The organism is Vagococcus allomyrinae, from assembly GCF_017829975.1.
Classification (GTDB): Bacteria; Bacillota; Bacilli; order Lactobacillales; family Vagococcaceae; genus Vagococcus_D; species Vagococcus_D allomyrinae.
The window spans coordinates 23,027-48,496 of sequence record NZ_JAEEGA010000010.1; the positions used below are offsets into that span (position 1 = coordinate 23,027).

Below are 25,470 nucleotides of genomic sequence, written 5' to 3' on the forward strand. Positions count from 1 at the left end.
AAAGAGTGATTCCCAAAAGGGGTAAGGAAGGAAGAATAACATGTCGAAAAAATTAAGAATTGGAATTATTGGCTGTGGAGGGATTGCAAATAATAAACATTTCCCAGCCTTAGCAAGTCAAAGTGACAAATGTGAGATCGTTGCTTTTTGCGATACACAAGTTGAACGTGCCCGAGAAGCTGCGGAAAAATTTGGGAGTGAAGAGGCGAAATTCTATGCTGACTATCACGAGTTACTTGCAGATAAATCAATCGATGTCGTCCATATTTGTACGCCAAATGTGAGTCATAGTCCGATTGCGGTTGCCTCTTTCGAAGCGGGCAAACACGTCCTATGTGAAAAACCAATGGCTCACACGACTGAAGCCGCAGAAAAAATGATTGTTGCTTGGAAAAAATCAGGTAAGAAATTTACCGTTGGCTATCAAAATCGTTTTAGAAAAGAAGTGACAGCCTTACAAGAATCGTGTGCGAACGGGGATTTAGGTGAGATTTACTTTGCTAAGGCACATGCAATACGTCGTAAAGCAGTTCCAACTTGGGGCGTATTTCCCGATAAGTCTCAACAAGGAGGCGGACCATTAATCGATATCGGTACCCACGCATTAGATATCACTCTTTGGATGATGGATAACTATGAAGTTGAATCTGTCACTGGCTCAGTTTTTCATAAATTAGGCAACTTACCAGGTGCTGATGCAGGGAACTTATTTGGGCCTTGGGATACGAACAATTTTGAAGTAGAAGACTCAGCATTCGGTTTTATTAAAATGAAAGATGGGTCAACGATTTTCTTAGAAGCATCTTGGGCGTTAAATGTTTTAGAATCAAAAGAAGCTGCAACGACATTATGTGGAACAAAAGCTGGTGCCCAAATTGAAGCAGGGATGAGTTTTCCTGTCAATCAATTAACTTATAACCGAGCTAAAAATGGCTTGTTAACGGAAGAAAATATTAGCACTGCAGGAAACATTGCCTTTTTTGAAGGGGGCGACTCAGCTCCTGAAAAATTAGAAGCAAAACAGTGGTTAGAAGCGATCATTAATGATGCGGAGCCATTAGTTAAACCAGAGCAAGCCTTTAAAGTGACACAAGTTTTAGATGCCATTTACCAAGCGGCTGCGACTGGTAGTGAAGTTAAATTATAAACAAATCATTTATCCATCGTGGTAAATAATCAGAGAGATAGTTCCATTGGCTTATTTAAAGGGAACTATCTAACTGAAAAATAAAGAAGGAGGCTTCGATATGTTTGAAAAGTATTTAGTAAATCCAACTGGCTTTCGCAATGTAGAAAAAGACGGTGAGGTAATCGGTTATGAGGTTCAACTGCGGATTCCTTATTATCGCGGTTTAGCAATGAGTTGTGTGGAAGTAATTGACTTAACAGTCGATGAAGAAAGTGTGAGTAATCAAGCGATGTTAATCACGGTTAAAGGGGAAACCTTTACTTTTGCAGAATTACCAACAGCAATTAATCATCGGTGGGAAATGATTGAAACCATTACGGTTTTTGTCAATCAGCCTGGTGGTTTACAGGCAGGCGAACATAAAGTTCATGCATTTGTGAGTTTACGTATTTCATATTTACCATTTAACAACACAGGCGAAGATGAAAAAGTATTAGTATTAGAAGGGTAGGAGCTGAGAAAATGAGTAATCAAATTAAACGCGGTGTATCGCTTTATAGCTATCAAGATGAGTTTTACACCGGTAAAATGACATTAGAAGATTGTATTCGTGAAGCCGCCGCAGCAGGTGCGACGGGAATTGAATTTTTACCAGAGCAAATGATTCCGACATTCCCTGATATTTCTGATGAGTTTGTCGCTCAATGGGAAGGTTGGTTGAAAAAGTATAACGTTGAAGCTGTTTCTTATGATGCTTTTTTAGATAATAAATTATTTGCTAATCGGATGTTGACGACTTCTGAAAACGTGGCGATGATGAAACGTGATTTAAAAATTGCAAGCCGTTTAGGCTTTAAAATTTTAAGAACCTTGGTTTCAACCCCCCTTGAGGTAATCAAAGAAAGCCTGGCTTATGCAGAAGAAGTGAATGTTAAAATCGCGTTAGAAGTCCATGCGCCATTTACTTTTGGCACACCATGGTTTGAGGAGCGTTTAGACTATATCAAAGAAAGCGGGACCAAATGGTTTGGAATCATGCCTGACTTTGGTATTTTTACAAAACGTATTGGATCAATTTTCCAAGATAGCTATATTCGCAAAGGTGGCACGCCAAAAATTATTAAATGGGTTAGCGATAATTATGAACAAGGCGTTAATCGAGACGAAACATTTGAAAAAGTCTCCCAGATGCCTGAGGCAACCGAGGCTGATAAAGCATTTGCTGAATTTTGTCGCCATTTTGTTTATACTGATCCAGAAATCTTAGTTAAAAATATGCCTTACATCGTCCATATTCATGGTAAGTTCTACGATATTACCCCGGAACTAGAAGAAACAAGTATTCCATATGCAGATGTGATTAACACCTTGAAAAATGGTGGCTATAAAGGCTATATTTGTAGTGAGTATGAAGGCAATCGACATATTCAAGATTATATGGAAGTTGATAGTATTGAACAAGTAAAACGCCATCAGGCTGTATTGAAAAAAGTAATCGGTTAAGTAGGTGAAGACCATGATTAAATTAATTGCTGTCGATATGGATGGCACCTTAGTAAACAGTCAGCACCAAATTTCAGAGACCAATGTGGCGGCGATTAAAGCCGCCCAGTCTCAAGGGATTGAGTTTATTATTACAACTGGCAGAAGCTATGAAGATGCAGCGCCACAGGTTGAAGCCGTTAATCTTGAATGTAACTACCTAGTGATGAATGGCAGTGAGCTTCGTAATTCTAAGGGAGAAATTATCCAAAGTCTCTATTTGGAGCAAAAAGTAGTCAGTGAAATTGTCACTGAATTAGCCGATCTGGGACTCTTTATAGAGCTCTACACAACGGGGGGAACATTTTCGCCAAGCGATAGTGAAGTAAGTAAATGGGCAGTGGCCACAAAAATAAATAATTTTCATCCAGAAGTGTCATTAGAAGAAGGTTATGCTGAAGCGGAAAATCATTTTCTTTATCAAAATATTCGGCATATCTCATCCTTAAATGATATTTTTGAAAACGATTTTGAAGTAGGCAAAATTATTAGTTTTTCACCCAAAAAAGCGTTGCTGGCTAATTTGAGAAAAACTTTGCCACAGCGTTTTCCAGTCAATGTGACCGGATCCTTTGCAATCAATCTAGAAATTACCAATCCTTTGGGCGACAAAGGGGAGGCCTTAAAGCGATACGCCCAAAAGCAAGGCATTGACTTACAAGAAATCATGACCATCGGTGATAGTTATAATGATTTAGGAATGCTTAGTTCCGAATTCGGCTATCCAGTGGCCATGGGGAATGCCATTTCCGAAGTTAAAGCCCAAGCAAAGTATCTGACAGAATCAAATAATGCCGATGGAGTCGGCAAAGCAATCAACAGATTTATCTAGCTTATTTGAAAAAACTTAAAGGGGATTATATTATGAGTTTTATGGATAATATTGAAAAAATACAGTTAGTAGCCGAAAAAATTTCGGATAATCGTTATTTGAAAGCAGTCAGTAAAGGAATGGTAATGACTATTCCTGCCAGCATTACCGGTGCCATGTGTACCTTAATTGCCAATTTACCTTTTGAAGGCTACCAAACTTTCATTCAAGGAAATGGCTTAAAATCACTTTTATTACTACCAGGTATTTTTACTAGTAATATTATGGGATTAATTGTCGTCTACTTTATTGCTTACAATCTGTCTCGCTCTTTCAAAGTTGAGGGTGTTTTCCCAGGATTTTTAGCGATTGTTTCGTTTTTAATTTTGACACCGCTAGCAACCATTGAACAACAAGTTCACGACACAGTTCGTCCAGTTGATTTTATTAGTTTTGATTACATTGGTTCAAAAGGAATGTTCGTCGGTATTTTAGTTGGGCTAGTTATCGCTCGTTTATACAGCTGGTTTATCAATAAAAATATAACGATTAAAATGCCCGCGTCAGTTCCGAGTTTTGTCTCTAAGTCATTTAGTTCGATTATACCGTTCTTTTGCTTAACGTTTTTAAGCGCTTTAGTCTCCTGGCTCTTTAAGTTAACTAGTTTTGGTAGCATTCATAATCTGGTCTACAGTGTCTTACAAGTTCCAATTCAAAAAATCGGTGGTTCTGTTGGCGGTGTCATGGTCGCTTACGCTTTGATTGGATTATTCTGGTGGTTTGGGATCCACGGTAAAGCAATTATCTTTGGCGTTTATGCACCCATTCTCCAAACAATGACCATTGAAAACATGAATGCGGCAGCAGCAGGTACCACACCACCTAACTTGATCGACTTTGGTTTTACCTCTGTCTTTTTAGAAATTGGTGGTGGCGGTTGCGTCCTTGGATTAGCAATCTGTTTCTTATTCTTTGCTAAGAGTGATCAGTATAAAAATATTGGTCGAATTACTGGGATTCCAACATTCTTTGGAATTAATGAGCCAATCACCTTTGGTACCCCAGTGTGTTTAAATCCTCATTTCTTGATTCCAACTGTTATCACACCCTTAGTAACGGGGTTGATTGGTTATCTCTCGATTACGACCGGCTTAGTTCCGCGCATGATAGGAGCTCAGTTGCCAACTGGAACGCCAACTTTTGTAAACGCAATTATTGCCGGTGGTTGGCGAGCACTTTTAGCTCAAATGGTCTGTGTGATTGTGGCAGTTGCGATTTACTTCCCGTTCTTTAAAATGGCGGATAATACAGAATATAAACGTGAGCAAGCAACACTTGAAGCAAGTGAAGAGGACTTTGCAGGCGTAGAATTGGGTGAAGGATAATGAAGGAAATTAATATTTTATTAGTATGTAATGCTGGTATGAGTACGAGTCTTTTAATTGAAAAAATGGAAAAGGCTGGCGCCATACTTGGGGTTGAGACACATGTTGAGGCGCGGCCGGTCGACGATATTAAAAGTCATCTTGGAAATAAAGAGGTCATTTTATTGGGGCCCCAAGTTAGATTTAAAGAAAAACAAATTGTCGCTCTCGTTGAAGGAAAAATACCAGTCGCGGTAATTGATATGTCAGCATATGGCACAATGAATGGTGAAAAAGTGTTAAAACAAGCATTAGATTTAGTCAATAACTAAACACTGAGAGGAAAGTGATCACACTTTTCCTCTCTGTTTTTAAATCAAGGATAGGTGAAGACATGTTAAAGAAAATAATCGGCATTGACATTGGTGGCACAACCATAAAAATGGCAGTCATTGATTTTAGTGGTACTATTCTTTCGAAGTGGGAAATCGTCACAGAAACACTGAATCAAGGTGAGAGAATTCCAGAAAGTATTATTGAAAGTATTCACGGTGAGTTGAATAAGCAGGGGACTCCCCTTGAAGACATTATTGGCATCGGTGTCGGTGTGCCAGGCCCAGTCGCTAAGGGCGTAGTTCAGCGCGCCGTCAATCTGGGGTGGGAAACTATGCCTTTAAAAAGTCGACTTGAAAGTGGCTTAAATATTCCCGTTGTTTTATTAAATGATGCAAACGCGGCCGCTTTAGGTGAGTTGTGGCAAGGCTCAATCAAAAGTGTAACGAATTTAGTTTTTGTTACCCTAGGAACGGGTGTTGGTGGCGGCATTATCATTGACGGAAAAATAATTAATGGGGCTCACTCTTCAGGTGGTGAGATTGGCCATATTCCTGTAGTGGCATCAACTGAACGAATTTGTGGTTGTGGTAATACAAATTGTCTCGAGTCTTATGCCTCGGCGGCTGGGATGATTACGACAATCAATGAACTGATTCGTAATCCTAAAGAACGTGTTACGAACGCCGAGGAAATATTTAGTTTATTAAGTAGTGGAAATAGTGAAGCCCAAAAAACAGTTGCTCTGACAATCGATTACTTGGCCCGGGCTTTAGCTGGAATTATTAATACAGTTGACCCAGAAGAAATAGTCATCGGTGGTGGTGTCTCCGCTGCAGGCTCAGCATTACTAGATCCTTTAAGAGAAAAATTAAAGCAATACGTGTTCCCGCAAATTCGAGAAGGATTAACTCTTCGTCAAGCAAGTTTAGGAAATGATGCGGGCGTTCTAGGAGCAGCCTATGAAAGCTTGCAACTTTATCAAGCTGAGGAAAAATGGTGATCCGTCTAGTTGCCCTTGACCTTGATGGAACAGTATTAAATAGTCAGGGCGAAATCAGTCAAAACACGGTCAAGGCGATTGACTCATTAATTCGCAAAGGGATCAAAATTGTGATCTGTACTGGTCGGCCTGCTTATAGTTTAAGACCGATCTTAACTCGTTTAAATTTAGTTGATGACGAGACGCTTTTGGTGAGCTTTAATGGGGCACTGGTGAGTTATCCTTATCAACAGGAAATAATTTTTGAAGAGTTTTTTTCCCCGTTGGAAATAGCAGACTTAATAAGTATCTGTACTGAAAATGACATTCCGTATCACCTTCAAACAAATGATGGGATGTACACTTTGACCAAAGAGATTCATCCTGCTACTTTCTATGATAGTCAGTTAAATGAAACAGAAGTAAAAAAATGCACCCTAGCTGATTTGAAAAAAATAAACGTTTATAAGTTGATGCTTGTCGGCACTACCGCTGAATTAAGTGATAACGTCAAGCGTTTACCGGCAACGGTTTTTGCTGACTATCAGGGAATGCGGAGCCTTGCATGTTTCTTTGATATTTTACCTAAAAGAGCCAATAAGGGTCAAGGGTTAAAAAGAGCAGCGGACAAACTTAGGATTCCAGCAAGTGATATTCTCGCGATTGGGGATAATGAGAACGATTTGAGTATGTTTGAATTTGCTGGTCAAAGTGTGGCAATGGGAAATGCAGCAACTAACATTCAAGAAGCAGCCGATTTTATCACTAGTGGCAATGATGCTGAAGGTGTCGTGACTGCCTTAAAACATTTTAATTTAATTTGAAAGGAATTTAGCAATGGATAATCAAGAACAATTAGAAGCCATCATGGGGTTAATAATTTATGCAGGAAATGCTAAAAGTGATGGCATGGAAGCTATTGAAGCGGCGAAAGCAGGGGATTTTGCTTTAGCTCAACAGAAAATAGCAGCGGCTGAAAAATCAATAGTCGAAGCTCATCATGCGCAAACAGAGATGCTAACTAAAGAAGCACAAGGCAATAAAATCGAAGTGACTTTGCTGACGATTCATAGTCAAGATCATTTGATGACCGCAATGAGTTTTTTAGATATCGCTAGAGAAATCATTAGCTTACATGAGCGAATCTCTAGTTAAGGAGATCCAATTTGGATTGATATATTTTAGAAACGGAGAAGCATTATGCAAGAAGAAAGAATTTCCCCCAAAGTGATCGGAGCAATCGTTTCGACGGGTATTTTATCCTTTTGTGGTGTACTAGCAGAAACGGCTATGAATGTGACATTTCCAATTTTGAACACCGAGTTTGGTGTCAATACCGTCACAGTTCAATGGCTAACGACGATTTATTTACTCGTCTTGGCAATTATCGTGCCGATCTCAGGTTTTTTGAAGCGAACGTTTAAAAACAAACAATTATTTATTGTTGGGATTAGTTTATTTACTTTTGGTGTCTGTTTAGATGCTGTTGCCCCGACATTTTCTTTGTTATTACTTGGGCGAGTCATTCAAGGAATAGGAACAGGAATTGGTTTACCTTTGATGTTTAATATTATTTTAGAACAAGTTCCAGCAAAAAAAATCGGCATGATGATGGGCGTAGGAACGATGATTCCAGCCATTGCCCCAGCGATTGGTCCGACTTTCGGTGGATTAATTGCGACGAGTCTTGGATGGCGCTACATCTTCATCTTGCTCATTCCAATATTGATTGTCGCATTTATCGTGGGCATTTTGACGATTGAACAAAAACAAGCCTTAGAATCCACCAGTTTTGATATCATTAGTTTAGCGGCAATTTCTGGATTGTTCGGTGGAACCATTTTTGGTTTTAGTAATATGGGGAGTCAGCCATTTTTAAGTTTCCCTGTTCTAGGTGCGTTTATTTTAGGTATCTTGGGATTAATTATTTTAGTCCTTCGATCACAAAAAATATCTAGTCCCTTATTAAAATTAAAGTTACTAGAAAATAAAGTTTATCGTGCCCATGTCATCTGTTTTTTCATTTTACAACTAGTTTTGATGGGCTTAGTGTTTATTTTGCCAAACTACATTCAACTTGTGAATGGTAGTTCAGCCCAAGTATCTGGTTTAATTGTTTTGCCTGGGGCCAGTTTAGGCGCTTTGTTCACCCCATTAGGTGGCAAAATTATGGACCGATTCGGGGCGAAAAAACCAATTTTATTAGGAAGTTTGTTTATTTTAATGTCGTTACTGTTATTTACATTTCTAAGTCAATCACTTAGTAATCTACTAATCGGTATCCTTTATTTTGTTTTTACCTTAGGTGTTGGTTTTTCCTTTGGGAATTTGATGACAAATGGATTACGTCAATTACCTCAAAGGGAACAGGCCGATGGAAACGCGATTATTATGACATTTCAACAATTTGCGGGAGCGTCTGGGACGTCGATTATTGCGGCGATTATCTCTCAAAGTCAAGGTAACGAAAGATTAAGTTTGGCTCAGACAACTGCTACAGGTGCCTATTATGGTTTTATTTTTTTAGTTGCTCTATTTTTAGTTCAAGTCATTATCCTAGTGAAAACATTCGGTATGAACGTTAAACCCAAAGTTGAAGAAGCTGTCATAAATGATTAAAAGAAGGGGCTCTTGGTCATCTTTTCGATGCTCTGTGCGCTGATGAGTCCACAGTTCGTACCTAAAGTCATCATAGTAAGTTTGGATTATAGAGGGATTATCAGAGAATTAAGAGGAGCGATTCAGGTGTCATAACTTGGATCGTTTTTTGTTGTCTATAAAAAAGCTCATTGATAACTCCCAGCCAAGGCTTCGCCTTTTCCTATATAGCTCCTACTAAATAATGACGATCAATCGTTAAACTTCCAGCTAAAAAGAAGCTGAAAGTACCACCCTCTGCTCGTCATTATGTTGATAATCCAATGGAACTATATGTTCGGATTATTTTACGAGATGTATATATATGAAAATAATTAATTTAGATTGTTTTATATGGTACAATTTGCAAAACGAAATTAATGTCAGAGGACTCGATAAACTAGAGGGGCAACCTTTATAAATCAATACCTGACGGAATTAAACAGGTTCATCTTAAACTGATTTCTTGTATACAAATGGATCGTTTTTCGATATTATTAAAATACTACAATTAAAAAGGGAGATCGATAATGACAATATCAAGTGACTTGGGGACAGCTTATGGAAACAATCATTACACCCTAGAGGAATTTAAAAATCTTATGAAATAAGGTGAAAAAATGTTTGAAATAAATTTTAAGATAGTTGAGACTGAGGAATCAGAGGCGTTTATTGGAGAATATGGATATTTTAGTTTTACTATTGATAATGAAAATTACGGAATGATCATTGAAGAAGAAATAGAGGATTTTTCTGTCTCTTTGTATGATTGGTTTTTTAGCTATTTAAAGTCCTTAGAGATTTTAGAAACAGAAAACTATGTTTTAATTAATGATATTGAATCATTTAACGTATGGATTGAGATGTGTAGAGATAAGGAAATTGTATCTGTTAGTAAAGTTTCGAGAGATAAAGTGGAGCAAGGAGGATGGGTGCGTAGAGAAAAGCTTTCTGATGTAGACTATAAATTTTGGAAAGACAAAAAAGTGTTGTTTTCAGATTTTAGAACAGAGATTTTAGAAAAATCGGCGGTGTATTTAGCAGACCTGATCAAATTGAATTCTCTAGAGAATAATAAAGTTCTTGAATTAAATGATTTAGTCACAAAATTGAAAGCAAACTAAAGTGGCACTCTACCAATTGAAATAATTTGTTTTTGGTCTGTGCCCACTATTTTTTGGAGTTGAGGATGAGAAGCTGATAAGAGAGACCTGCAAATCATTAAGGAAAAAAGATATAATAAAAGGCGATGGTCATGCAAGAAAAATGGAGAAACGTCAATCTAAAAAAAATAAGCTGAAATGTAGTACGCCAATTGAGTCAGTTCTGATTTAGGTGGTAGAGACTTAGAAAGTAACGGTGTTAATTGAATTTTTATTTTGTATGGAAACATGAATTCAACATGGTAAGATGTCTGCCATGATGAAATTAGTTTGTCAGACTCCAGATAATTCAGGAGGTCGTGATCTTAATGTTAAAGCCAGTATAGTACTTCAAAAGTACTATACTCAAAATAATGACGAAGAATACGTAAGAAAATCAAATGTTGCCTATTCATTACTGAAAAAAGACGACTGATTTTGAGAGAAGAGTTTTGCTTCATTTATCGAGTCCGGAATCATATATTTATTCGTAATCCCCCCCATTCGTTACTAGTTATATTATAGTTAATAATCAACTAGATAAACTTACAAAGGTGAAATAAAAGTCTCGTTGACATTGTCTTATTTGCGTAGTTACAGCGAATTTCGTTAAAAGGTACATTTTGCAAATATGACAACAATGTAATGTTATAAAAACCGGTTACATTGTTGTTTATAATATGTAATAATTATCGTATTAAACGATAAGGAGTGAAATGTATGAAAAAAGTATTGATAGGGTTTGTAACACTTTCTATGTTGGCAGCAACAATAGTTCCATCTAGCATTATAGCTTATGCATCAGAAGCAGAGTTTGTGTCGGGGGCTACGGAGGTACAGGCCATAAATGATGAAGATCCTGATTGGGTCACAGAAATCATTACTGAAGATCAAATTAATCAAGAAGATAGTCAACTAACCGAGCTTGAAAAGGAAGCAGTAACTATGAGCGAAGATCAGGTTGAAGACATCTTAATAGAGGAAACACAAGGGGATTCCAATGTAACGTTCTCAGATGAAGGGGTAACAATTGATGGTGTTTTTTATACCCCAGAAGAATTTGATAAAGTACTTGAAACTATGGAGGATCCAGAACAACTAAACATCGATTTGACTGAAGTTCCGGCTACTCAATCAAGAGCCTTTGCTATTCCTATGACCTACTGGGCTACTTCATATCTTTATGCAGTTCCTGGAGTGGGTCAAGCTGCACTTATGGTTACTGGAGGCATAATTTTTGCAGGAGCAATTGTTTATAGCGGGCACTGGGCTTATGGTAAAATAAGAACACATATAAATAGCCGACCAAAACCAAAATCAACAACATCAGTAAAATACACAAAAAAAGTTACAGTCACTAAAACTAAATATATCTCTTACACTTACGGTATTCCGGAACGTTTACTTGATGGTGCCGGTAATGTAAAATTGAAAGATTTTACACAAAAAGTACCTGGGAAAACAGTTAAATATAGAAATCCAAAGACAGGTTGGGTAATAGAAAAAGATACGGCTGGCCACGCTGGGAAAAAATGGAAAGTTAAGGATAAGGGGAACAATAGAAAGGCGTCTACAGATGGAAACGGAAAAATTATATCAAAATAGTTATGGTTTCTTAGAAAATCAATCAATATTTTTGAATAAACAGGAACAATTATACAATAAGTTTTTTTTATTAGAAAATTTAACTGAATTAGAATTAACTATACCTAAGTATTGTATTGATATATTGCCTGCACCGATGCTTAATCCTCTATTTTTTGAAGAATTTGACTATGATAGAAATTCTTCAAATTCGCTATGGCGAAGTAATTATCAAGAGTACTTTACTAATTTCAGAAAATTTATATACTCTATCCTTGGATACAGTCATGAGATTTTTGTTGAAACGACAATTTTTGAAGAAGTTGAGGCACCGGCGATTGTCCAAATATGTACGAAGAATGATATGGAAATATTAGAGCAAATAATTGTTAGTTCTCTTAATGAAAATGATAATACCATTATTTCGTTACCTGAAGAGAACACATTGTTAACATTTTCGGGGATGTTTATCCAAGTTATCACGACTAATATGGATATGCTTGAAAAAATGAAGCTTATCGCTTCTTCAAATGGTTTATATTGCCATCTTATGATTGATAGTAATGATTAAAATTAAACGGCAGGCCAACGCAACACAAACATGTTGTGGTGCGTTCGGTGTAATCGATGTATCATTTGTAACCGTCAAATAAAATTTAACACTTTAAGCTCATTTCAACTTTACACTTTTGCTACGATTAAAAGGCTGAAAACAGTTCATCGCATACTGAAATCTCTTCGATTTTTCAGTATACGATGAACTTAAACAATTAATTGAGGGACTGGCTTAAAATGACCTGATAAGAAGCACTGACTTTTCTTTTTTTAAAGTTTGCAACAGAACCGACGGGGCGCTAGGGCGTCCATTCTTTAAGAGTTAAAGCAACCTATCAATTAATATCAACAGTAATAGCGCTAAAAATGAAATCCAACCGAATGGTTCGGCGATATTAAACAGATAAGTAAGTATTGAAATTAACAACCAACAAACTAAAATGACTTTTTTTTAATAAGTATACTCCTGTATAGCCACCGTCATAAGGAAAATAATCGATTCGATTTTTACCTTTATATTTTAAAGGTGGAATTGACTTAAAATGATACCTGACTGTAGCTCTATTGGATGGTTGACTAATTTCTAAATGATTAATTGGTAGTTCTTCTGTGGCGAAAACCTCCTGGGTGGTTCCAACTAAAAAAGACCCTAACGCTATACTTATTATTGTTCGTTTCATCTTAATCATTCCTCCTACAAGATTTCTATAATAATTAGTATATAAGAAAAGAGGGGAATTGAACGGAGGTTATTTACTCATAATCGTTGTTTCTAATTTTTTTAATTGTCGGACAGATAATAAACAGGTTTCACCATTTATCATTGTGATTTCACGATTGGATTTATCAATGGTGTCAATTTTATCGGTGTTGAGAACATAGGATTTATGGACTCTAAACATGACTGGAGCCAAGGACTCCATTTCATTGATTTTTCCATAAAAATCGATGGTGCTGTTAGTCAAATGTAGCGTTAATTTATGGGGAATCGGGGATGTTTCAATAAACATGATATCTTCAAGAGGAAAGACTCTAACCTGATTTCCTACTTTTAATTTGATTCTATTTTTGTCAGGAGTGATGTTGGATTGGTAATGTTTTTGAGCTTGTTTTAATGCGCCATAAATTCTTTTTTGGACGATGTCGCTATCGTCCTTTAAAATGTAATCCATTGCTTCCACTTTGTAGGTAAAAGTTAATACCAGGAGCTCGCTATGGGTTGTGATAAAAATGATTTTCCCCTCAAGATCCTTCTCTCGAATGTAAGAGCCCAGCTGGATACCATTAATATCATAGCCTAGATCAACATCAAGAAAGTATACTCCTCTTACATCAGTATGATTGTCTAAATAATTGATGATTTCATATGGATTATTTGTACTTAATGTAAGTTCCATATCGAAATCTTCTATCATAATATAATTTTTAATGATGGTTTCAACTTTAGAGCGTTGTGCTTCATCATCTTCACAAATAAAAATAGATAGCATATTAAAATCATCCTTTCGTAATAGTGATTTTTTGAATAAAGACTTCATTTGTAACAGTTGTTTCTAACAATAATCGCTGTTCTAGTAAAATGAGCTCCTCGACATTAGCTAATCCAAGGCCACGATTATCACCTTTCGTGGAAAAACCTTCTTTTTTTAATAGATGGAGTGGCTCCACGTTTTCCCTAACAGTGTTTTGTATGATAAACATCAAATCATCCTTCATAATAAAGATACCGACCAATAATTTACCTTCGTTTAACGATTCTAGTTCTTCGATTGCGTTATCAAGTAGGATACCTAAAATACGAATTAAGATGACAGGGTCAACAGATAAGTCTGAAGGGATTGGTTCATTCACCTCTATCTGAACGTCAATTTTTTTTTCTTGAGCGGTAATTAATTTTGTTGTTAAGATACTCCTTACTTCAATCGAATTAATTTTTTGAAGATCATCTAGGCGAAGCATATTTGTCTTGAATAAGCTTTTTGTTTGTTTCACGCTTGTGTAGTAAAACTGTCTGAGTTCCTCCATCTTATTTTGGTCCAGATAATATTCTATTGAGGATAAGATGTTAACATAATCATGCCGGAATTTACGCATATCTTGGTATTGTTTCTTGATTTCTTCAGCGTATTTGCTCATCATGTCATATTCTAGTTTTCGTTGTTGTGCCTGAAATTTTAACTCTTCATTTTTTGTAAAGGTTTGTATAACTGACACAATGAGCGCAACAAGAATTACGTAGAACACTAAGATGAAGCCTCGTAAGAGAGGGGTGTTTTTTGCGTAATTGGCTAATAACCAGTAGGTTTGATAAGCCAATAGACTGAGCGTTAGTAAATAAGAAATAGCAGATTCATTTCGTCTACCATTGATTATGGGAAGGACCCATTTATTAATAGACCTTGCCCCTATTAAAATAAGTATAAAAGTAGTGATTAGTATAAGAAAAAAGAGAAAAAATTGTTCGATTGGTTGAGTAGCATCAATACTTTTAAGAAAGAGAGGTCTTATTAATTGGCTGGTAAGTATTTCAAGTAAATGCGCAATAGCGACAACTAATAGAGAATGTGCGACATTTTTTTTAGTTGAATTTTTGAGAGATAAAAAAAAGAAAAATATAAATAAAATAAGAGTATCAAGCTTAGAAAAATTTTGGCCAATATAGAGGCCAAAAAGCAAAATGAGAAGAATCAAAGCATAATTTATTTTAGTTTTCAAATATAGTTGATCTAAAAAAAAGTATGCAAGCGTAAACTCAAATAGATGAGCGAAACTAATGTAGGCAATTAGAAGATCAGTCATAATTTATCGCTCCTTTTATCAATTCTTTTTAAGTATAACAAATTAATTCCTAAAAAAGAACGATTCTGATATCAGAACCGTTTTTTTTAGGAATTTATTACGTTAATGCGTTTATTTTGTTAGTTAGTGATAAATCCGTAGATTATCTCAATAATTGAGTAATATTAAGTTATCAAATAGAAAAAGAAAGAAGGCCTTGTTTATGAAAAAGAAATTATTTAAAATTAGTTTAGTAACAATGAGCAGTATGATTTTAGGAACTTCGCTATTATCGTCTGCTACTGTTATGGCAGCAGAGAACGTATCTACAAATCAGAGTGAAGTTGTTACTATTGCCAACAATACCTTAAGTCAAACTGAAATTGAAGAAATAGCTGATAAATATATAACTTTTGATGCAAAAAAACAAAGTTTTATTGTGGATAATGCCATTAATAATGAATTAAACCCTATTTATACAATTCAAGTTAAAAATCAAATTGAAAAAACCAATATTGAATTAAAGAATTCGATAACAGAGGCTCAAAAAGATGGATCATTTATTCTTCGTGCAGCCACTTCGGATGGAACTGAGTACAGTTTGATGAGAGAACCTAGAGCTGCTGGTGTCAATAAAGTTTCGGTTTATTGGAATTTTGCTCGAATCTTCCTTAGTAAAAATTCTGTTAATAACATTATTCTAGGAGGTACTGGTGGGTTAGGTGCGTTGGTAGGGTTTATTCCAGGTGTAGGTATAGGTGTTGCTGTCGCTTGTGGTGCTGTTCTCGCAATAGTTGGTAGCAAACAAGTGAAAAATGGCATCTGGTTTGACTACAATTATCTAATTGGAGTATTGACTTGGAATTGGGGATGGCAGTAAAATAATTCATGGAGGTAAAATAAATGAAGAATTTTCTAAAAAAAAATAAATTAAGTATCGGGGTTGCTTTAGGTATAAGCATAGGCTGGTTATTTAATGTTTATTTTATCAAGCATAATCCATGGACATTAACAGAGTTTCTGATCGTTTTTGTATCTTTTCTCATAATTAGTTGGTTAATAAAAAGAAGATTTTTTTTAAAATAGGTCTCATCGTCGCAAAGAGGGCAAAAATCACTTTAAGAGGATTTTTGCCCTTTTTAACCGCTATTCTGACCATCTAACTTTTGGCCGAGTTAGATGGTTAATTTCTGCCACCGTCTTTTTAGCAGTGAAATTATGCTACTGAACCTTGTTAGTTCAAGGTTCTTTATATTCATATAATACGACAATAAACTATTTGTTATAAAGGAAAAAACTATGAGACTCATGGCTACTTAATTCAGGATATCAACGTCGAATTTTTTTGAGGCGCATAATATTGAATAAAGTAGTAGATAATGGCTGTTTTTGCATATGCCCTTAAAAAGGATTTAAGATATTTTCAACCTGACAATTTCAATTATCAGGTTGAGTGTGAAAGATTGATAATTGGGCTGAGTCTTGAGCAATAGGTTGTAATCAATTCCTTCTGTTTCACAATATGATCAGATCGTGTAAAATGAATAAATCTTATTCAAGAATAATTAACAGATCGTCAGTAAATGACTCACCTTATGTAGATGAAGTTTATACAATTACATTAGTGAAAATACAAAAGGAATCTGATATACTGTACGTTTATAAAGATGAGAATAGGTGTTTTATTGAAAAACCATACGCAGGAGTGTATCATGCATCAAGCAAATTATTCGAATTTTTAGATAAAAAGCTATCTCAATAGTGACAAAGAAATGTGTCTCAATAATATTCGTTTTTGATATTGGTAAATGGTTTAAATTTGCCGTTTATTGAATTGTCACTATATCTTCTTTCGTTTGGAATATTAGAAAAGTCATGTTATGATGAAGATAATGAAAAAGGACATGCGCTAACATGTCCCCATAGAGTAGCACCGTTAAAGATGGTGATGAGAGAATTACTTTATTCTAAAATAACCGAACTCGCAAAGTTGACGGTTATTTTTTTTGCTCTTTTTAGCTTCTACAATAGCTGTCACAAGTTTAACAATTGCGGGAATTAAACCAACAACTGCCACTGTCACTGCTAGAATAGTCTCAAGCAAAAGGCTAGCTCCTTTCTCCAGATTTTGGTTTTACACTCACGCGCACCACCTCACTTTCGATTGAATCCCACCATCGTCATTTACTCTGATAGCCTTTTCGGGCATCTTTGCTCATAGGACTTATCGAGTTCATGCCGCAATTGCAATGCTTAATAACATATGTCATTGCAATCATGTACCCAATGATAGGTGATATACCATACCCCATTATTGGCATAGGGAAGTTTCCGAAAAAAGTCACTAGTATCTCAGTCAAGAAATAGACACCTAATGAAACGTAACTCCAATGATATGCTCTTAATGTGAAAAATGGCAACACTAGTAATATCAAAGAGATGATCCCAAAAATAAACCAAAGCATCCCCATATCTTTAACTAGAAAAAGAATATTCTCTACGTAAGAAACTGGAGCAAGGTTATCAATAAAAACCCATGTTAACGTGATAAAAATTATCAGAACAAATAAAGAGGTATATTTTAGTACAGGCTTATCTATTTTTCTAAAAATAATAAGGGAAATTGCACATGAGAAAGATGTCAATTGTCCAGCATCTGGCTGAAATAGTAAAATAAGTAGGATAATCAATACTAGTCCTAAAGTGTAACCTTCGGGATAGTGAATGATCGTTTTATCAAAGTAAATGATTGCTAATGGTAAAAAAATACTTGCCGTATAAATTAGTATGGGACCAATGGACAACCAGCGATGAATGTTATTCGAATTACTTGTAAAAAAAGGAATAATCAATAAGAGGATAGTCATCAAGATTGGGATGAAATCAGAGCGGCTTTTAGTTGACTTCCTTTTTTTCGAAAGGTTCAAAAAAAGAAGCCCTAAGAAACAACCCAGCATCCAAATAATAATATTTTGAATCCAGATACTCAAAGGTAGGTTATTTTTCACCATAGCCATAGTTCCGATAAATATAGCAGGAAGCATAATAAGATACAGTACGATAGTTTTATACATAATTCAGTTCCTTTCTTAATCAAACAGTGATACTTTTAGTCACTAATGTAAGTATGTTTTAAATGTGATATTCATTTCAAAGAGGTCTATGTTAACTTAATGATACATGACCACCTAAAGTATTTGAAGGTAAAACTATCATAAAATTGATTTTTGGCAGACTATAAAACCGTATACAACAAGCTTTAAGTTCTCTTATTGCAAAAGGGCATATTGGCGGACGTCCCAAAATCAATAGAACAAAAATTGAAAAAGCTATGAAGCTCTATGATAAAAAAAGTATACCATTTCAGAGATGGAAACTGTAACGGAATTAAGTGCTTCAACCTTATACCGATACCTAAAACAGAGAGAAAATAGTGCATAACAAGAGATTTTAAGCTGTTTTAAAAATAATATCCTAAAATTCCCGTACACACCATTTAAATCGTCTAATTCATTTCAAAAATACTAGCAACATTAAACTAGACATGATATCGTAAAGTTACTGGTAACTTATTAGTGTTAAGATGAAAGAGATAAAAAAGCAATAACCATTTTATCGCATCGATAAAAGACTCACATAATAGAATTTTTGTCGCAATTCTATTATTTAATGGGAACTATATAGCTAAAGAATTAGGAGGACAATATGGTTAAATTAGTTGAAATTACTTGGGAGAATTTTTGGGATACGGTCAATATAAAATTGAATGAACAGCAACAAGTATATGTACCATCAGTGGCTATATTTTTATCTCAGGGATATGTAAATTTGAAACTTGGATATCCTGCTGCTTGTTTAGGAATTACATTAAATGGTAAAATAATTGGCTTTACAAAAATTGTATTCATGCCAGCTAAAACGGAACCACATTTCTTTTTAGAGGATAGTTACTTCATTGATGCTTTTATCATTGATTCAAATTATCAAAGTAAAGGTCACGGTTCCATGGCTTTTGAAGAAGTTATAAAATATATTCGAACAGCGCCTTTTGGAACTGTTAAATCAATAAAATTAGCTTGTCACAAACAAAATGATCAAGCTAAATACTTATATGAAAAATATGAATTTATGCCAACAAAATTGATTTATCCAAACAATAATATGTTAGAAATATATGAAAAAAAATAAATTTAAAATTTGTTAATCATAGCAACTTGATGTTTTCAAAAACGATTAGAAAGGGAGTGGATATAATGACTAAAAAGGAAGAAATCATAAATGGTTATACTATTAAATACCATGCGAATGGAAATACTGTATGGTCAAAAGGGAAAGTCGTTGACGGCCAACCAGATGGATATTGGGAATGGTTTAGAGTCGATGGAACACTCAAAAGATCAGGCAATTTCATCAATGGGCAAACTGTTGGTGAATGGATTACATATGATACCGAAGGAAAACCCTACAAAACTACACACAGAAAATAATTCTATGTTCTTAATGTATCAACTATCAAAAACGATATGAATTGTTCACAGAGAAGGAGAGTGATAGATGAACATCACAGAACGGAAGTTTGATACCATATATAGAATTTATGGATACGGATATCAAGGAAAAGCTTACTATATAAATCAGTCAGCTGTGATGAAATTAATTTGTTAGAGTCCTTCTTGATTTGCCCGTTTATGATATTTGCCAAAACTTCGGTTTGCTCCGTTGCTGGCACACTGCCCGCTCCCAAAATCAGTAGATTCATCTTTCTGATAATCCGTTTATATTCTACTACTTAATTCCTCAAACCAAATATGCCCAACTTTCAGACTATCTTTTTTTGAGTAAGATAGTCTGTCACGACCACGGTTATAAACCTCTCTTCATAATTCAGAAACATGAAATAATTTTGGATTTGTTGTAGTACATCACTTTTTTTACTCACCGTATCCACCTTACTAATCCTCTAGGTATTACAACTCTTTAATTTCCACTAGGTCAATTTCACTGTTACGACAAACCACATTCTCAACTTCTACATTGTCAAACTTGATTTTAGCTTCTTCCAAGCTATCAGCTTCAATTGTCCCTTCATAGTATCTTTCTAGGGTAAATTCTACTTTGTACTCCATTTAATAACCTTCTTTTTATTGCTTTAAGTAATATCTACATCCCGCCATTACGCTTTTACTTTAGCGTTGTTTTGGGCGGGGGGTTCTGGTACAATGTTAGTAATTTCTTGGCTTGACTACTGCCGATAAGGTGAAGCTATTAAATAGAATTATTTTGGAGGATAAAACATGAATTCAACAGTTACTTTCTATGTGACTCGACACGGGGAAACATTACTTAACCATTTACATAAAGCACAAGGTTGGGTAGATTCCCCATTAACTGAAAGAGGAATCCAAGCAGCTTCACAACTAGGAATGCAACTGAAAAATGTTCAATTTTCGTCCGCATTTTCCAGTGATACATCCAGAGCTTTACAGACTGGAAAAACCATATTAACTGCACAGGGGCAAAATGAACTGCAAGTTATTACTGATAAAAGACTCCGTGAGTGGTGTTTGGGTTGCTGGGAAGCAGAAAATAATGATAAGTTTATTTCCAGTATGATGAATGAATTACAGATACAAAATGATTTTTCAGAACTTAATTTCCGTCTGCCAGAAGTTCATGAGATTATTTATAAATCCGACATCACAGGAATGGTTGAACCGTTTGATATGATTACAGATAGATTGGAAAGTTTTCTCAAAGATACAGCTGATAAATTTACTCACTTAAACAATCCAAACGTCCTGATTGTTACTCATGCCTTTACTATTAAAACATTACTGTATTTGTTTTCAAAAGAAATGTTGCGAAAAAAGCCTAAAATCAAAAATGTCGATATTATTACTATTAAATGGGATGGTAAAAGTTTTTCTATCCTTGCATAATGCGCTTTTGCGGCTCAGGACGATAATGCGAATTAAGAATTGAACTGGAAATATGGCACAAGAGGTTTACAACATCCAATATTGTGCTTAATCGCATAGTACAGTATGTCTCGACTACGGACAATCTGAGCTAAAGTTTGTTGTTCCATTATTTTCCACCTTCCTAATTCAATAGCTATTACACAGATACCTTTTTCCGCTCTGCATAATGCTTCTCGCATAAGTAAAAATGCTGAACCCTTCTTAATGGCGAAGTTTTTAAACACTCGTGACATCTAATAACACCATGTCGCCCGGCCCCTTATCTCTAACCGCTTCTTTAAGCAAGTCGGTTTGTCGGGCGTTTTCCATGAATGATGCCGCCGCTGCCGTAGCTCGTCCAACGTCTTGACCTCCTGAAACTACAATCTGTTTCCCTCTCATAGCGTTCCGGGTCACATACAACCAAAAGACAGCAAGAACTCCACTAATTATTATTCCAAAGGCCACTAAACATAAGATATCCCATAGTTGGCCTTCTGGTTTCACTTCTACCATTTGTTGTTCCAATAAAGGGGCGTCATTAGGTCTAACTATTAATCCACCATTTTTCTTTCGGTAGGGTTCTACAAAATTATTAATCAGTCTCCTTATCATTAACTACTCCCCTCCTGTTATGATTCTTCCACATAATAAAAACATAAAAGTACTATACTCAAAATAATGATGGAGAATACATAAGAAAATCGAATGGTGCCTATTCATTACCAACAAAAATTACAGAATTCTGTCAGTTAAAATAGATAGAGATTATGGCCATTAATGAACTAGGTCAGCCATCTGCCGAATTTTATTTTTCACACAAATCATATGAAGCAGATGACCTTTGTATTAAGGACAAAATTAAATTGTAGGAAAATAGGCGGTTTTTGGGATTAAATGATATCAAATAAGATAGACAGCTTAGTGTTAGAGAATACGACGGAATTTTCCTACTCGAGATGGTTTGCCTATCTGTTTTATGGAAGATATTGTCTTAGCTGTCTAATCTCAAAAAAGAAGATTCTTTGAAAATGGACAAGTGTTTGTTTTAGAAAAAAGTGAATTCTGAAATTGATTTAATTAGTATTCAATATTTCGCTCAAGATTTGATAACTGCTTCAAGTATTTTAAGTTTAAGTAAAATAATGATTAAAGTAACTAAGCTAAAGTTTAAATCTATGAAACCGTAGTGTGAATGTTTAAATTAAACAGTACGACAATAAATTGGTGATCTAGAAAAATGGGTGGAAATATGTAGCCTATGCTTGTTAGAGCAGTCAAAACGTAACTAACTGTTAGGGATAATTTAAGCGGAAAAGCAGGAAGAACTATGTTAAGAAATATGAAAATTTGTATTCAATTTTTTAGGTGATATTCTATATTTTAATCTGGATAAAAATGATTGGCTATCTAGTTACTATTAAATAATCACGATCAGTCGTTAAACTTCCAACTAAAGAGAAGCTGAAAGTATGACTCTTCGCTCGTCATTATGTTGATAATCCAATGGAACTGTCTGTTCGGATTATTATACGGGATGGATATAGTTAATTTTTACGAAATAGAATTTGAAAGGATTCAGTTACAGAGAAATACTTATTTATTTTAATTTTCAAGTTTATAGAAGAAAGAGACTACTACGGTTTTTTTCATTAAGCAAAGCACTTTACTATTTTCTTAACGTAATCTTCTTCAAGACTCTATTTTGTGAAGGTTGGATTAGTAACATGATTTTTTAATAGAGATAGGGGCTGTTTGGTTTTTTTTTGTTGTAAATATTCTTTTAATTGTTTCCTGATACGTAATTTGATTTTTAAAATATAATTATATGTAAGTGATAACGCTTAATCTATACAATTATATAGATTGCTTTTTTTTTAAGGTTATTATGTACTTTTATCGTTTGTTTGTTGTATAATTGTATTATCTGATTATAAAGGAGATGGTTTAATGGGGAAAGGCACATATATAAATGATTCAATTCATGGATTAATATTTTTGACTGAGATGGAAAAAAAAATATTATCAAGCACAGGATTTAATAGGCTGCATGATGTTTATCAAAATGCCACAGTGTATCTTACTTTTCCTTCGAATAGAACTAAACGTTTTGAACATTCGATTGGAACTATGAGTTTGTGTAGTGAGATTTTTTTTAACTCAATTTTGAATGCAGATGAATCAATTCGAAATGTTTTTTTTGATCGGGCAAAGATTGAGATAGTAAAAAGTATCTCAGAAGTATGTGCGAATACCGTAAATATTGATACCTATCTTGCTGGTGGCAAAGAAAATTCTGAGGCACAGGGGATTCCTGTCATAGATTATAAAGAATCAGATTATAAATTGATTCCGTATAATGTACAGAAAGAGCATATGAATATTCACTATTTATTAATGCAATCAATTAGAATTGCTGCTTTACTTCATGATATAGGTCATCCTCCTTATAGTCACACAATTGAAAATGCAATGAACGGTGTATTCAACAAATTAAGCGAGAAAGAAAATTTAAATACAAATGAAAGTAATTACAAGAAAGTTTTAGAAAAGTATTGTCCAAAAGATGATAGTGAAGCGGATTTTCACGAAAAAATGGGACAATCAATTTCTGAAACGGTTTTGAAAGGAATTGTTACAGAACTTAAGGATTGTGACCTTGATAGTAACCAGAGTGATAAGACTTATGACAAAAACTTGAATTATTTGATTATTGGAGATTTAGTGAATAAAATCTTGGCAGATAGTGATTTTTTTAAAGATTTACATAAGATAATTGACTCCCCGTTAGATGGTGATAGACTTGATTATGTTACTAGAGATCCATTAAATTCAGGGCTACAAAAAGGTTCAATTGATTACAAAAGAATTATTAATGAAATGAAATTAATCAAAAAGGATGAATCTTTCTTATTTCTTGCACCGGTTAAATCAGTCGATGCAATTGAGGATTTTTTTGATAGGAGGTTCGATGAGTATAAAAATATTATCGGTCATCATAGGGTTCGAAAGATGGATTACTTATTACAAAATTGTATAGAACTTTTAATTGAAAGTTTCTTTATAAACAATCAAAGTAAAGAACCAGTTGAAGATGAACTGAAAAAATTATTTGAAAAAAATAAAATTCCAAAAACAGAGCAAGAAGCGTTTAATAATATACTTTTAAGAGAAAACTTTCAGCCAGCATTTAACCGGAAATTACCTGAAAATATATCAGGTCTATGGACGTTTTTAGAGGCTAATTCTGAAGTGAAAAAAGAAAGTGCGCTTGCCCAATGGAATGATTCATGGTTAATGACGTTGCTAAAACAAATATATTATGATAGAACGAAGCGCGCTGAATTGCAGAAACCTGTAATAGATATGTTGACTGAAATTGTGACTAGTGAGAAAAGATATCATAGTATTATAAAAAGAAGCGAACACTTCAAAATAATAGATACTACATTTCGTAAATTCTTATCTCAAAGTGGAAGTCAAATAGATAGAATTCTTGAGTTACTCGAAACTAAGACTATTCATCATGGGGACGGAGGTGAAGATAAAGATAAGAAGGAAATAGTAGCTGATCCGTCGATTGAGGCTATAAAGTACTTTTTAAAAATCTCACATATTGATTTTATAAATACACCGTTCTTATTGTCTAATATAAGTGCATGGTATGATTTTTTGGGAACAACAATGTCTTTAGAAGATATTGTAATTAAACACACTGAGAATGAGGATAAAGACATTTTTGTTGTTTTCAATGAGATTGCTTCAAAAACTAGTAATTCTTTTATGCTCTATGGGCATAATAATGAGTTAACATCATTCAATACAATTAGTGGGTTACAAAAATCTTTCGAAGCCAAAGTGAAAAGCTTGCCAATGTTCTACATTTTTGTGTACAATGGAAGTGATATAATAAACCAGCAAAATTCTTTTTTAGAAAGTTTGGGAGAAAAAATTGGAAAAGATTTATTAGATAATATTGAAGACTGGATAAAAAATTTATAAAATAATAGGAGAGATGTATTCATGTGCAAAATCTATGTAGAAAAATCAATGAAGAATGTGAATTTTATAATTTATAATTTATTTTTTGATAGGAAGAGAAGCGTTATTTCGGTTGAAGAACTTCAATCCTTATTGAAAGAATATGAAATTGAACTGTCTTCAAATGAGATTAGAAAAAAGATTCAACCATTTATTGCTTCAGGATTAGTTATAGATAATTATGATAGTTATTCTATTGTTTCACATAATGGAATTGCAATGTAAATAAATTACAATCATTATCATTTTTGATAGTACAGAGCTAAACAAGAAAGTAAACTCAATTCATTAAATTAAAGGAATTGAGAGTTTTCAATTGGTTGAAAAACCTTAATTAAAATGGCTATTTTTCAAATAGTGTGAATGGCTAGAAATTGGTTGAAATGAATTTTCTTAAGCAATTTCATCAATTGTGGTGAAATTGCTTTTTTGTGTTGCTTAAAATATACGTGAATATGAGTAAGCGAGTATTACAGCATGGATGCGCAAATAGTGTCATATCTGCTCGATTTTTACATAAGTTTCATAAGTAGCTAGTCCCAAACGGATTGGGGGGTTCCTTTTCGGTTTATACTGGGGTTATGAAATATCCGAGGCGGGAAACTGAATGAG

28 protein-coding genes are annotated in these 25,470 nt (G+C 34.5%); 21 read left to right on the forward strand and 7 right to left on the reverse strand.

The features are described from left to right. Positions 1 to 40 precede the first annotated feature (40 nt). The 13 genes from I6N95_RS15135 (at position 41) to I6N95_RS15195 (ending at position 12,095) form a co-directional block, all read left to right on the forward strand. The gene (locus I6N95_RS15135; RefSeq protein WP_209529468.1) at positions 41 to 1,147 is read left to right on the forward strand and encodes a Gfo/Idh/MocA family protein; all 1,107 of its coding nucleotides are present in this window, start codon (positions 41 to 43) and stop codon (positions 1,145 to 1,147) included. Positions 1,148 to 1,247: 100 nt separating this feature from the next. Continuing rightward, entirely contained in the window at positions 1,248 to 1,640 is a 393-nt protein-coding gene (locus tag I6N95_RS15140) for a C-glycoside deglycosidase beta subunit domain-containing protein (RefSeq protein ID WP_209529470.1), read from the forward strand. An 11-nt stretch (positions 1,641 to 1,651) separates the two neighbouring features. Beyond that, complete coding sequence (locus tag I6N95_RS15145) at positions 1,652 to 2,632, forward strand: sugar phosphate isomerase/epimerase family protein (RefSeq protein WP_209529472.1); 981 nt, start codon at positions 1,652 to 1,654, stop codon at positions 2,630 to 2,632. A gap of 13 nt (positions 2,633 to 2,645) precedes the next feature. Continuing rightward, a complete protein-coding gene (locus I6N95_RS15150; RefSeq protein ID WP_209529474.1) occupies positions 2,646 to 3,503 on the forward strand; it encodes a Cof-type HAD-IIB family hydrolase in 858 nt (285 codons plus the stop codon). A gap of 32 nt (positions 3,504 to 3,535) precedes the next feature. Next, the gene (locus I6N95_RS15155) at positions 3,536 to 4,867 is read left to right on the forward strand and encodes a PTS sugar transporter subunit IIC (protein WP_209529475.1); all 1,332 of its coding nucleotides are present in this window, start codon (positions 3,536 to 3,538) and stop codon (positions 4,865 to 4,867) included. Beyond that, entirely contained in the window at positions 4,867 to 5,178 is a 312-nt protein-coding gene (locus tag I6N95_RS15160) for a PTS sugar transporter subunit IIB (RefSeq protein WP_209529477.1), read from the forward strand. The genes I6N95_RS15155 and I6N95_RS15160 overlap by 1 nt, the downstream gene beginning before the upstream one ends. Before the next feature lie 62 nt (positions 5,179 to 5,240). Further along, positions 5,241 to 6,182 (forward strand): ROK family protein, encoded by a 942-nt coding sequence (locus I6N95_RS15165; RefSeq protein WP_209529479.1) that lies wholly within the window; start codon positions 5,241 to 5,243, stop codon positions 6,180 to 6,182. Then, positions 6,179 to 6,985, forward strand: coding sequence for a Cof-type HAD-IIB family hydrolase (locus tag I6N95_RS15170; RefSeq protein ID WP_209529482.1), 807 nt, complete (start codon positions 6,179 to 6,181; stop codon positions 6,983 to 6,985). The genes I6N95_RS15165 and I6N95_RS15170 overlap by 4 nt, the downstream gene beginning before the upstream one ends. A 13-nt stretch (positions 6,986 to 6,998) precedes the next feature. Then, positions 6,999 to 7,316 carry a PTS lactose/cellobiose transporter subunit IIA gene (locus I6N95_RS15175; protein ID WP_209529483.1) on the forward strand — a complete coding sequence of 106 codons (318 nt, stop codon included), beginning with the start codon at positions 6,999 to 7,001 and terminating at the stop codon, positions 7,314 to 7,316. 45 nt (positions 7,317 to 7,361) lie between these two features. Beyond that, a complete protein-coding gene (locus tag I6N95_RS15180; RefSeq protein ID WP_209529485.1) occupies positions 7,362 to 8,780 on the forward strand; it encodes a DHA2 family efflux MFS transporter permease subunit in 1,419 nt (472 codons plus the stop codon). Positions 8,781 to 9,418: 638 nt separating this feature from the next. Then, positions 9,419 to 9,922, forward strand: a complete 504-nt coding sequence (locus tag I6N95_RS15185) for a hypothetical protein (RefSeq protein WP_209529488.1) — start codon at positions 9,419 to 9,421, stop codon at positions 9,920 to 9,922. 738 nt (positions 9,923 to 10,660) lie between these two features. Further along, a complete protein-coding gene (locus I6N95_RS15190) occupies positions 10,661 to 11,545 on the forward strand; it encodes a hypothetical protein (protein ID WP_209529489.1) in 885 nt (294 codons plus the stop codon). Continuing rightward, on the forward strand, positions 11,517 to 12,095 hold the full coding sequence (locus I6N95_RS15195; RefSeq protein ID WP_209529491.1) for a hypothetical protein: 579 nt from the start codon (positions 11,517 to 11,519) through the stop codon (positions 12,093 to 12,095). Before I6N95_RS15190 ends, I6N95_RS15195 begins: the two co-directional genes overlap by 29 nt. A gap of 379 nt (positions 12,096 to 12,474) precedes the next feature. On the opposite strand, the gene I6N95_RS15200 is transcribed toward I6N95_RS15195, so the two are convergent. The 3 genes from I6N95_RS15200 to I6N95_RS15210 all read right to left on the reverse strand — a co-directional run bounded on the left by I6N95_RS15200 (position 12,475) and on the right by I6N95_RS15210 (position 14,878). Then, on the reverse strand, positions 12,475 to 12,759 hold the full coding sequence (locus I6N95_RS15200; RefSeq protein WP_209529493.1) for a hypothetical protein: 285 nt from the start codon (positions 12,757 to 12,759) through the stop codon (positions 12,475 to 12,477). Between the two features lie 69 nt (positions 12,760 to 12,828). Beyond that, on the reverse strand, positions 12,829 to 13,569 hold the full coding sequence (locus I6N95_RS15205) for a LytR/AlgR family response regulator transcription factor (RefSeq protein ID WP_209529494.1): 741 nt from the start codon (positions 13,567 to 13,569) through the stop codon (positions 12,829 to 12,831). 7 nt (positions 13,570 to 13,576) lie between these two features. Next, positions 13,577 to 14,878, reverse strand: coding sequence for a GHKL domain-containing protein (locus I6N95_RS15210; protein WP_209529496.1), 1,302 nt, complete (start codon positions 14,876 to 14,878; stop codon positions 13,577 to 13,579). Between the two features lie 202 nt (positions 14,879 to 15,080). Here I6N95_RS15210 and I6N95_RS15215 point away from each other — a divergent pair, with 202 nt between their 5' ends. From I6N95_RS15215 to I6N95_RS27845, 3 genes are all read left to right on the forward strand, one after another. Continuing rightward, positions 15,081 to 15,737: a hypothetical protein gene (locus tag I6N95_RS15215; RefSeq protein ID WP_209529498.1), complete on the forward strand. Its 657-nt coding sequence runs from the start codon at positions 15,081 to 15,083 to the stop codon at positions 15,735 to 15,737. 23 nt (positions 15,738 to 15,760) lie between these two features. Next, positions 15,761 to 15,943 (forward strand): hypothetical protein, encoded by a 183-nt coding sequence (locus tag I6N95_RS15220; protein ID WP_209529500.1) that lies wholly within the window; start codon positions 15,761 to 15,763, stop codon positions 15,941 to 15,943. A gap of 454 nt (positions 15,944 to 16,397) precedes the next feature. Continuing rightward, positions 16,398 to 16,619, forward strand: coding sequence for a DUF5301 domain-containing protein (locus I6N95_RS27845; protein WP_209529501.1), 222 nt, complete (start codon positions 16,398 to 16,400; stop codon positions 16,617 to 16,619). Between the two features lie 195 nt (positions 16,620 to 16,814). Here the strand turns inward: I6N95_RS27845 and I6N95_RS15230 are convergent, their stop codons facing one another. Both I6N95_RS15230 and I6N95_RS15235 read right to left on the reverse strand, forming a co-directional pair. Beyond that, positions 16,815 to 16,961: a hypothetical protein gene (locus I6N95_RS15230; RefSeq protein ID WP_209529503.1), complete on the reverse strand. Its 147-nt coding sequence runs from the start codon at positions 16,959 to 16,961 to the stop codon at positions 16,815 to 16,817. Positions 16,962 to 17,037: 76 nt separating this feature from the next. Continuing rightward, positions 17,038 to 17,931: a hypothetical protein gene (locus I6N95_RS15235; protein ID WP_209529505.1), complete on the reverse strand. Its 894-nt coding sequence runs from the start codon at positions 17,929 to 17,931 to the stop codon at positions 17,038 to 17,040. 631 nt (positions 17,932 to 18,562) lie between these two features. Between I6N95_RS15235 and I6N95_RS15240 the strand changes: the two genes are divergently transcribed. Then, positions 18,563 to 19,045, forward strand: coding sequence for a GNAT family N-acetyltransferase (locus I6N95_RS15240; protein WP_209529507.1), 483 nt, complete (start codon positions 18,563 to 18,565; stop codon positions 19,043 to 19,045). 65 nt (positions 19,046 to 19,110) lie between these two features. Further along, positions 19,111 to 19,344 (forward strand): toxin-antitoxin system YwqK family antitoxin, encoded by a 234-nt coding sequence (locus I6N95_RS15245; protein ID WP_209529509.1) that lies wholly within the window; start codon positions 19,111 to 19,113, stop codon positions 19,342 to 19,344. A 480-nt stretch (positions 19,345 to 19,824) separates the two neighbouring features. Here I6N95_RS15245 and I6N95_RS15250 read toward each other — a convergent pair whose 3' ends face one another. Further along, a complete protein-coding gene (locus I6N95_RS15250) occupies positions 19,825 to 19,983 on the reverse strand; it encodes a hypothetical protein (protein WP_209529511.1) in 159 nt (52 codons plus the stop codon). Between the two features lie 168 nt (positions 19,984 to 20,151). Between I6N95_RS15250 and I6N95_RS15255 the strand changes: the two genes are divergently transcribed. Beyond that, positions 20,152 to 20,796 carry a histidine phosphatase family protein gene (locus I6N95_RS15255; RefSeq protein WP_209529513.1) on the forward strand — a complete coding sequence of 215 codons (645 nt, stop codon included), beginning with the start codon at positions 20,152 to 20,154 and terminating at the stop codon, positions 20,794 to 20,796. Between the two features lie 258 nt (positions 20,797 to 21,054). On the opposite strand, the gene I6N95_RS15260 is transcribed toward I6N95_RS15255, so the two are convergent. Beyond that, on the reverse strand, positions 21,055 to 21,432 hold the full coding sequence (locus I6N95_RS15260; protein WP_209529514.1) for a hypothetical protein: 378 nt from the start codon (positions 21,430 to 21,432) through the stop codon (positions 21,055 to 21,057). Between the two features lie 1,335 nt (positions 21,433 to 22,767). Between I6N95_RS15260 and I6N95_RS15265 the strand changes: the two genes are divergently transcribed. After that, entirely contained in the window at positions 22,768 to 24,819 is a 2,052-nt protein-coding gene (locus I6N95_RS15265) for an HD domain-containing protein (RefSeq protein WP_209529516.1), read from the forward strand. Positions 24,820 to 24,840: 21 nt separating this feature from the next. After that, a complete protein-coding gene (locus I6N95_RS15270) occupies positions 24,841 to 25,083 on the forward strand; it encodes a hypothetical protein (protein WP_209529517.1) in 243 nt (80 codons plus the stop codon). The last annotated feature ends 387 nt before the right edge of the window (positions 25,084 to 25,470 follow it).